General features: G+C 74.6%; 1 protein-coding gene. It reads right to left on the bottom strand.

Translation table 11 applies throughout. From position 1 onward, the window contains the following. Positions 1-26 precede the first annotated feature (26 nt). Positions 27-1,385, bottom strand: a complete 1,359-nt coding sequence (locus ACIQOV_RS40370; RefSeq protein ID WP_401055977.1) for an MFS transporter — start codon at positions 1,383-1,385, stop codon at positions 27-29. Between the last annotated feature and the right edge of the window lie 331 nt (positions 1,386-1,716).

Genomic DNA, 1,716 nt, shown 5'->3' with positions numbered 1-1,716 from the left:
GACCGTGGTGAAAACGCGCGCGGTGATCAACGCGCAAGCGGCGACGTCGCTGCCCACCCCGGATGGAGGAAAGGCATGATCGGGGACGAAGTTATTTCCCTGCGTCTTTGTGTGGTGGGGGGAGCCGCCGGCGCGGTCCGCGGCACGAAGGCCACCACCCGGCCGCCGCGGCCCGGGTGCAGGTCGAACCGCACCCGCAGGTCCGCGCTGCGGGCCAGCACCAGGCCGACCGTGCCGGCCGCCGCCGCGGACACCAGTCCGCAGGCCAGCAGGCCGAGCCGGGGCCCGTACGAGGCGGTCACCCAGCCGACGATCGGGGCGCCGATCGGCGTGCCGCCGGTGAAGACCAGCACCAGCAGGCCCATCACCCGGCCGCGCATCGCGGGGTCGGTGGCCAGCTGCAGCGAGGAGTTGACCGAGGTGTTGAAGCTCAGCCCGAAGACCCCGACCAGCATCAGCAGCAGCGCGAAGGTCCAGTAGTCGGGCGCGAACGCGGCGACCACCTCCAGCGCTCCGAAGGCCAGCGCCGCGCCGACCAGCCGGCGCAGCCGCGGCACGCCCCGGCGGGCGGCGAGCAGCGCACCGGTCAGCGAGCCGATCGCCATCGCGGTGTTCAGCAGGCCGTACTGGCCGGCGCCGACCTTGAAGGTGTCGTACGCGAAGCCGGAGAGCAGCGTGGGGAAGTTGAAGCCGAAGGTGCCGATGAACCCGGCCAGCACCATCGGCCAGAGCAGCTCGGGCCGCTCCTTGACGTACCGCAGCCCCTCGCGCAGCTGACCCTTCTCGCGGGCGATCGGCTCGGTCGGGCGCAGTTCGCTCTCCCGCATCGCGAGCAGCCCGCCGATCACGGCGGCGAAGGACAGCGCGTTGACGGCGAACGCCCAGCCGCTGCCGACCGCGGCGATCAGCAGGCCCGCGACGGCGGGGCCGACCAGCCGGGCGGTCTGGAAGTTGGCGGCGTTCAGGCTGACGGCGTTGGCGAGGTCCTTGGGCCCGACCATCTCGGAGACGAAGGCCTGCCGGGTCGGGTTGTCCACCACGGTGACCAGGCCGAGCAGCAGCGCGAAGGCGTACACGTAGTACGGCGTCACCACGCCGCCGACGGTCAGCACCGCGAGGCCGGCGGCCAGCAGGCCCATCGCGCCCTGGGTGAAGACCAGCAGCCGGCGCTTGGGCATCCGGTCGGCGAGCACGCCGCCGAACAGGCCGAACAGCAGCATCGGCAGGAACTGCATGGCGGTGGTGATGCCGACCGCGAGCGGGCTGCCGGTGAGGCTCAGCACCAGCCAGTCCTGGGCGATGCGCTGCATCCAGGTGCCGGTGTTGGAGACCACCTGGCCGGCGAAGTAGTAGCGGTAGTTGCGAACGCGCAGTGAGGAGAACATCCCCCCGGGCCTGGTGAAGCGGGTGCCGGTCGGGGACGCGGCCGCGTGGGCGCGGCGCTGGGCGGCGGAGTCCGCCGCGGTGCGTTCGTCGGGGTCGTCGTCGCCGTTGCCGGGCAGCCCCGCGGGGGCGGGTGCCTGGGCGTCGGCGGCCGCGGCAGTGGCCGCGGCGGGGTCGGTGGTCGGGTCGTCGGTGCGGATGGCGGCGGCGCTGGCTGCGGCCGGCGGTGTCACGTTGGTCTCCCCTCGTGGCGGGGGGGGCCGGGGGGGGGGGGGCCCCCCCCCGGGGGGGGGGGGGGCGGGGCGGGGGGGGGGGGGGGGCCACGGGTCGGGG

The sequence above is a fragment of the Kitasatospora sp. NPDC091257 genome (genome assembly GCF_044757675.1).
Taxonomy (GTDB): Bacteria; Actinomycetota; Actinomycetes; order Streptomycetales; family Streptomycetaceae; genus Kitasatospora; species Kitasatospora lactacystinica.
Note: the sequence above shows the minus strand (reverse complement) of the source record. Positions and strands in the feature narration are given on the sequence as shown.